Genomic DNA, 6,174 nt, shown 5'->3' with positions numbered 1-6,174 from the left:
GATGGCTAAAGAAAAATTTAATCGTAACAAGCCACACGTAAACATTGGTACCATCGGTCACGTTGACCATGGTAAGACTACTTTGACAGCTGCTATTTCTGCTGTTCTTTCCAGGAAGGGTCTAGCCGAGCTAAAAGACTACGACAATATCGATAACGCTCCAGAGGAAAAAGAGCGCGGTATTACTATCGCTACGTCTCACATCGAATATGAGACCGAGAAACGTCACTATGCTCACGTTGACTGCCCAGGTCACGCCGACTACGTAAAAAATATGATTACTGGTGCGGCTCAGATGGACGGCGCTATTTTAGTTGTCTCTGCTGCAGATGGTCCTATGCCTCAAACTCGCGAGCACATCTTGCTTTCTCGCCAGGTAGGCGTTCCTTATATCGTAGTTTTTCTAAACAAAACCGATATGGTCGATGATCCGGATCTTTTAGAGCTAGTTGAAGAGGAAGTTAGAGATCTTTTAAAAGAGTATAAATTCCCTGGCGACGAGACCCCAATCATTAAGGGCTCTGCTCTTAAGGCTCTTGAGGAAGCGAAAGCCGGACAAGACGGCGAATGGTCTGCAAAGATTATGGAGCTTATGGATGCTGTTGATAGCTATATTCCAACTCCTGTTCGCGATACTGATAAAGATTTCCTTCTTCCGATCGAAGATATTTTCTCGATTTCCGGTCGCGGTACCGTTGTAACCGGTAGAATCGAAAAAGGTATCGTTAAAGTTGGCGATACTATCGAGATCGTAGGTATTAAACCTACTCAGACTACTACCGTCACTGGCGTTGAGATGTTTAGAAAAGAGATGGATCAAGGTGAAGCAGGCGATAACGTAGGTGTTTTATTGCGCGGTACCAAGAAAGAGGAAGTAGAGCGCGGTATGGTTCTATGCAAACCAAAATCGATCACTCCTCATACTAAATTTGAGGGCGAGGTTTATATCCTAACTAAAGAAGAGGGCGGACGCCATACTCCATTCTTTAATAATTATAGACCGCAGTTTTACGTTCGTACGACAGATGTTACCGGTTCGATTACCCTTCCTGAAGGAACCGAGATGGTAATGCCTGGCGATAATGTTAAGATTACCGTTGAGCTAATCGCTCCGATTGCTCTTGAGCAAGGTACTCGCTTCGCGATTCGCGAAGGCGGTCACACCGTAGGTTCAGGCGTCGTTTCGAAAATCATCGCTTAATTTTTTGCAAGCGGAATTTTAAAATTCCGCTTGCTTTTTTATTCAAGGAAACCAAATGGCAAAGAATTCAAGTAGAGTAAAGGTCGGATTAAAATGCTCCGAAAGTGGCGATATTAACTATACTACTTATAAAAATAGCAAAACTACGACCGAAAAACTAGAACTTAAAAAATATTGCCCTAGATTAAAAAAGCACACGCTTCATAAAGAAGTCAAGTTAAAAGGCTAATTGTTATAGGGCAATAGCTCCAACGGTAGAGCGCCGGATTCCAAATCCGATGGTTGGGGGTTCGAATCCCTCTTGCCCTGCCACGAGGATTGGGTATGGAAAAAGTAAAAGAGTATTATAAACAAGCAAAAGTAGAGTTAGATAAGGTAATTTTCCCGACTAAAGATCAGACTAAAACAGCATATATCTCTGTGGTCGTCGTAGTCGTAGTTATCGCACTGTTTTTGGCGCTAGTGGATCTGATTATGTCCGCTTTGATAACGGCTTAGGCAAGGATACAATATGGCAAATAAATGGTATGCGATACAAACTTACGCCGGCAGCGAGATGGCGGTAAAGCGTGCGATAGAAGCGCTAAAGCAAGACGAAGCACTTGAGGCTAAGATCGGCGAAGTGCTAGTGCCTACCGAAGATGTTATAGAGGTCAAAAATACAAAGCAAACCATTAAAGAGCGTAGCTTATATCCAGGATATTGCTTTGCAAATTTGGATCTGGATACCACTTTATGGCATAGAATTCAGATGCTGCCTAAGGTTAGTCGCTTTATCGGCGAGGCGAAAAAGCCATCTCCGCTACCGGAAAAGGATATCGAAATAATTCTAGAAAAGATTAATAATCGCGAGGCTCCTAAGCCCAAGATTAATTTCGATGAGGGCGAGACGGTTAGGATCGTCGACGGACCTTTTGCTAATTTCAACGGCATTGTAGAAGAGTATGATATGATCCACGGCAAGCTTCGCCTCAATGTTTCGATCTTCGGACGAAGCACGCCGATTGAAATTTCATACTCGCAAGTTGAAAAGATTATTTAAATTTTATAAGGAGTAAATTTATGGCTAAGAAAGTTGTTGGCGAAATCAAGCTGCAAATAGCGGCCGCAAAAGCAAATCCAAGCCCGCCGGTAGGTCCTGCGCTAGGTCAAAAGGGCGTTAATATTATGGAATTTTGCAAAGCGTTTAACGAGCGAACCAAAGATATGGCAGGCTTCAACATTCCTGTTATCATCACGGTTTATGCCGATAAAAGCTTTACTTTTATCACTAAACAACCGCCTGCGACGGATTTGATCAAAAAAGCGGCGAAGATAGATAAGGGTTCGGACAACCCTCTTAAAAAGAAGGTAGCGTCCCTAACTAAGGCTCAGGTTTTAGAGATCGTCGAGAAAAAGATCGCCGATCTGAATACCAAAGATAGAGAGCAGGCTGCTAGGATTATAGCGGGTTCGGCTCGTTCTATGGGTATTACGGTCACTGACTAGACCTTTTGACCGCTAAGGTTTAAAAAAGCGGTAGCACTTTAATTGCGGAGAAATATATGCCAAAAAATTCAAAAAGATTCAACGAACTTTTAAAAAAAGTTGACGTAAATAAAATTTATAGCGTAGACGAAGCGGTAAGTACGGTAAAAACTCTAGCTTCTGCTAAATTTGATGAGACGGTGGAGATCGCTCTTAAACTAAACGTAGATCCAAGACATGCCGATCAGATGGTGCGCGGCTCGGTCGTTTTACCTGCCGGTACGGGCAAGAGCGTTCGAGTAGCCGTGATTGCAAAGGACGCAAAAGCTAGCGAGGCTAGCGAAGCGGGTGCAGATATCGTGGGCGCCGATGATCTGATCGAAGAGATTCAAAAAGGAAATATAAATTTCGATGTTCTTATAGCTACTCCAAATTTAATGGGACTAGTCGGTAAGGTAGGTCGTATTCTTGGTCCAAAAGGCGTTATGCCGAACCCTAAAACCGGTACCGTTACTATGGATGTCGCTCAGGCCGTTAAAAACGCTAAGGGTGGACAGGTAAACTTCCGCGTCGATAAGCAGGGAAATATCCACGCAGGCCTTGGCAAGGCTAGCTTTAGCAAAGAGCAGCTTTTAGACAATCTTACGACGTTTATTAAAACCATAAATAAGCATAAGCCAGCGACTGCGAAGGGCAGATACGTAACTCATGCATCGCTTTCACTTACTATGAGCCCTGCAGTTACACTGGATAATCAAGAAATAATCGATTTAAAATAAAATTTTAAATTTTTATCTTAGATTGGAGATAGCTCAAGGTTTTTAACTTAATTGATCGAAATTTCAAAATTTCGATCGCTTGGCTTGAAATCACCGATCGGAAAGGAGACCTAATGACGAGAGACGAAAAATCAAAGATAGTAGCGGAGCTTGGCGAGGCTTTCAAAGCTAGCGAAGCTATAGTAATTTCCGATTTTAAAGGCCTTAGCGTTAAGCAGCTTGAAGATCTTAGAAATAGCGCGCGTGAAGCTGGCGTAAAGGTTCGGGTTATCAAAAATACCCTAGCCAATATCGCTTTAAAAAATGCCGAAAAAAACGGACTTAGCTTTAAAGATACCAATATCTTCTTATGGGGCGAGCAGCTTTCTGTATGTAAAGTAGCGGCTAAATTTGAAGAGAAAAACGAAATTTTTAAGCTTAAGACCGCTCATATCGATGGGGAAGTAGCCGGCATAGATAAGGTTAGAGCGCTTTCGAAGATGCCTTCGAGAGACGAGCTTATCGCGATGTTACTTCAAGTATGGAATGCGCCGATTCAAAATTTTACGATCGGCCTCAATGCGCTTAAGCAGAAAAAAGAAGCTAGCGCTTAATTAAAATTTAGGAGAATAAAATGGCAATTTCAAAAGAAGATGTTTTAGAGTATATCTCTAATCTTTCGGTGCTAGAGCTTAGCGAGTTAGTTAAAGAATTCGAAGAAAAATTCGGCGTAAGCGCAGCTCCGGTTATGGTAGCAGGCGGCGCGGGCGTAGGTGCTGCTGCAGGCGCTGCAGAAGAGAAAACAGAATTCGACGTAGTTTTGGTCGATGCGGGCGATAAGAAAATCAACGTAATTAAAGTCGTTCGCGCCTTAACGGGCCTTGGTTTAAAAGAAGCCAAAGACGCTACCGAGGCTACTCCGTCCGTTCTTAAAGAGGGACTTAACAAAGAAGATGCCGAGAAGGCTAAAAAAGAGCTTGAAGAAGCCGGCGCTAAAGTCGAACTCAAATAAATCGCGAAATTTTAAAATTTCGCATACAAATGTGTGCCGGTGCGTCGCATCGGCACTTCTTTCTTTAAAATACAACTACGAGGTAGTGGAATGTTAAACAGCCTATATTCAGGAAATCGTCTTAGAGTGGATTTTTCAAAGGTTCCCAAAGACATCGAAATTCCGAATTTATTACAACTACAAAAGAAAAGTTTTGATCATTTTTTAAATCTTGATAACTCGGGTGGAGAAAGCGGCATAGAGAAGGTTTTCAAAGCCATTTTTCCTATCCACGACGTACAGAATAGACTAAGTATTGAATACGTAAGCAGCGAAATTTCAAAGCCAAAGTATTCGATCAGAGAATGCATGGAAAGAGGGCTTACTTATTCGGTAAATTTAAAGATGAAGCTTCGTCTGCTCGTGCATGAGCGCGATGAAAAGACGGGCAAAAAAATCGGCGTAAAAGAGATCAAAGAGCAAGATATATTCATTCGCGACATTCCTCTAATGACCGATAGAATTTCATTTATCATTAACGGCGTAGAGCGTGTCGTCGTAAATCAGCTGCACAGAAGCCCGGGCGTAATCTTCAAAGAGGAAGAGAGCCCTACGGTTTTAAATAAACTCATCTACACCGCTCAAATAATACCTGATCGCGGCAGCTGGCTATACTTCGAATACGACGTAAAAGACGTACTATATGTGCGCATAAATAAAAGGCGCAAGGTTCCGATCACGATCCTATTTCGCGCACTAGGTTACAAAAAACAAGACATCATAAAATTATTTTATCCTATTAAGACGATCTATATCAAAAAAGGAAAATTCCTGACCGATTTCGATCCGAAAGAATACGCGGGCAGGCTCGATTACGACATTATAAACGAAAAGGGCGAAGTGCTTCATCAAGCAAGCAAACGCCTAACGGTCAAAAAAGCGGAGAAGCTAGCAGAGGACGGACTAAAGCTCATCGAATATCCGGCTGAAATTTTAGCCGAGCGCTACCTGGCGGGCGCCATCGTCGACAAAAACAGCGGCGAGGTGCTTTTTGATTCGCTAACTGCGCTAGATGAGGGCAAGCTAGCCAAGATCGCTAACACCGAGAAAAAATTTACGATTGCCAACGACCTAGCTAGTGGCGTAGATACTTCAATCATAAATTCCTTCATCCAAGACGCCGACGCGCTTAAGCTCTTGCAGCAAAGCGAGGGTATAGACGACGAGAACGATCTGGCTGCGATTAGAATTTACAAAGTAATGCGCCCCGGCGAGCCGGTGGTAAAAGAAGCGGCAAAGAGCTTCGTAAACGATCTGTTTTTTAACCCGGAGCGCTATGATCTGACCAAAGTCGGTCGTATGAAGATGAACCACAAGCTGGGTATCGAGGCGCCGGAGTACGTAACCGTGCTAACCAGCGAGGATATTATCAAGACGGCGAAATATCTAATTAGAGTTAAAAACGGCGACGGCTTCATCGATGATCGCGACAATCTCGGCAATCGCCGCATCCGTTCGATCGGCGAGCTTTTGGCAAACGAGATGCACCTTGGCTTTATCAAGGTTCAAAAGGCGATCAAGGATAAATTTACCGGCATTAGCGGAAATTTAGACGAGCTTATGCCGTATGATTTCGTAAACCCTAAAATCATCACCACTACGCTTATGGAATTTTTCACCGGTGGCCAGCTAAGCCAGTTTATGGATCAGACCAATCCGCTTAGCGAGGTCACGCATAAGCGCCGTCTATCTGCGCT

General features: G+C 43.3%; 8 protein-coding genes, 1 tRNA gene and 1 pseudogene. All 10 read left to right on the top strand.

What is annotated here, in order from left to right; all coding sequences use genetic code 11:
* Position 1: 1 nt before the first annotated feature.
* Positions 2-1,201, top strand: a complete 1,200-nt coding sequence (gene tuf, locus Q0256_RS00230; RefSeq protein WP_040304280.1) for an elongation factor Tu — start codon at positions 2-4, stop codon at positions 1,199-1,201.
* A 55-nt stretch (positions 1,202-1,256) separates the two neighbouring features.
* Positions 1,257-1,430: a 50S ribosomal protein L33 gene (rpmG, locus tag Q0256_RS00225; protein WP_005872634.1), complete on the top strand. Its 174-nt coding sequence runs from the start codon at positions 1,257-1,259 to the stop codon at positions 1,428-1,430.
* Positions 1,431-1,437: 7 nt separating this feature from the next.
* Positions 1,438-1,513: transfer RNA gene (locus tag Q0256_RS00220), tRNA-Trp, on the top strand.
* Positions 1,514-1,525: 12 nt separating this feature from the next.
* Complete coding sequence (gene secE / locus Q0256_RS00215) at positions 1,526-1,699, top strand: preprotein translocase subunit SecE (protein WP_005872632.1); 174 nt, start codon at positions 1,526-1,528, stop codon at positions 1,697-1,699.
* Positions 1,700-1,712: 13 nt separating this feature from the next.
* Positions 1,713-2,243 carry a transcription termination/antitermination protein NusG gene (gene nusG / locus Q0256_RS00210; protein ID WP_291939405.1) on the top strand — a complete coding sequence of 177 codons (531 nt, stop codon included), beginning with the start codon at positions 1,713-1,715 and terminating at the stop codon, positions 2,241-2,243.
* A 20-nt stretch (positions 2,244-2,263) separates the two neighbouring features.
* Positions 2,264-2,689, top strand: a complete 426-nt coding sequence (gene rplK / locus Q0256_RS00205) for a 50S ribosomal protein L11 (protein ID WP_005872629.1) — start codon at positions 2,264-2,266, stop codon at positions 2,687-2,689.
* 56 nt (positions 2,690-2,745) lie between these two features.
* Positions 2,746-3,447, top strand: a complete 702-nt coding sequence (rplA, locus tag Q0256_RS00200) for a 50S ribosomal protein L1 (protein WP_291939398.1) — start codon at positions 2,746-2,748, stop codon at positions 3,445-3,447.
* A 113-nt stretch (positions 3,448-3,560) separates the two neighbouring features.
* On the top strand, positions 3,561-4,040 hold the full coding sequence (gene rplJ / locus Q0256_RS00195; protein ID WP_291939396.1) for a 50S ribosomal protein L10: 480 nt from the start codon (positions 3,561-3,563) through the stop codon (positions 4,038-4,040).
* Positions 4,041-4,060: 20 nt separating this feature from the next.
* Complete coding sequence (gene rplL / locus Q0256_RS00190) at positions 4,061-4,438, top strand: 50S ribosomal protein L7/L12 (protein WP_297958949.1); 378 nt, start codon at positions 4,061-4,063, stop codon at positions 4,436-4,438.
* 90 nt (positions 4,439-4,528) lie between these two features.
* Positions 4,529-6,174, top strand: a pseudogene (locus Q0256_RS00185) (DNA-directed RNA polymerase subunit beta); the annotation flags it as partial.

Origin of the sequence: uncultured Campylobacter sp. (genome assembly GCF_937949835.1) — a bacterium.
In the GTDB taxonomy this organism is placed as follows: domain Bacteria; phylum Campylobacterota; class Campylobacteria; order Campylobacterales; family Campylobacteraceae; genus Campylobacter_B.
The sequence above is the reverse complement of the archived record's forward strand: the minus strand, read 5'-3'. Positions and strand labels throughout refer to the sequence as shown.

What these genes read in the sequence shown, in the direction of transcription:
- rpmG (WP_005872634.1), top strand. Translation starts at nt 1,257, where the DNA reads ATGGCAAAGAATTCAAGTAGAGTAAAGGTCGGATTAAAATGCTCCGAA.
- nusG (WP_291939405.1), top strand. Translation starts at nt 1,713, where the DNA reads ATGGCAAATAAATGGTATGCGATACAAACTTACGCCGGCAGCGAGATG.
- rplK (WP_005872629.1), top strand. Translation starts at nt 2,264, where the DNA reads ATGGCTAAGAAAGTTGTTGGCGAAATCAAGCTGCAAATAGCGGCCGCA.
- rplJ (WP_291939396.1), top strand. Translation starts at nt 3,561, where the DNA reads ATGACGAGAGACGAAAAATCAAAGATAGTAGCGGAGCTTGGCGAGGCT.
- rplA (WP_291939398.1), top strand. Translation starts at nt 2,746, where the DNA reads ATGCCAAAAAATTCAAAAAGATTCAACGAACTTTTAAAAAAAGTTGAC.
- secE (WP_005872632.1), top strand. Translation starts at nt 1,526, where the DNA reads ATGGAAAAAGTAAAAGAGTATTATAAACAAGCAAAAGTAGAGTTAGAT.
- tuf (WP_040304280.1), top strand. Translation starts at nt 2, where the DNA reads ATGGCTAAAGAAAAATTTAATCGTAACAAGCCACACGTAAACATTGGT.
- rplL (WP_297958949.1), top strand. Translation starts at nt 4,061, where the DNA reads ATGGCAATTTCAAAAGAAGATGTTTTAGAGTATATCTCTAATCTTTCG.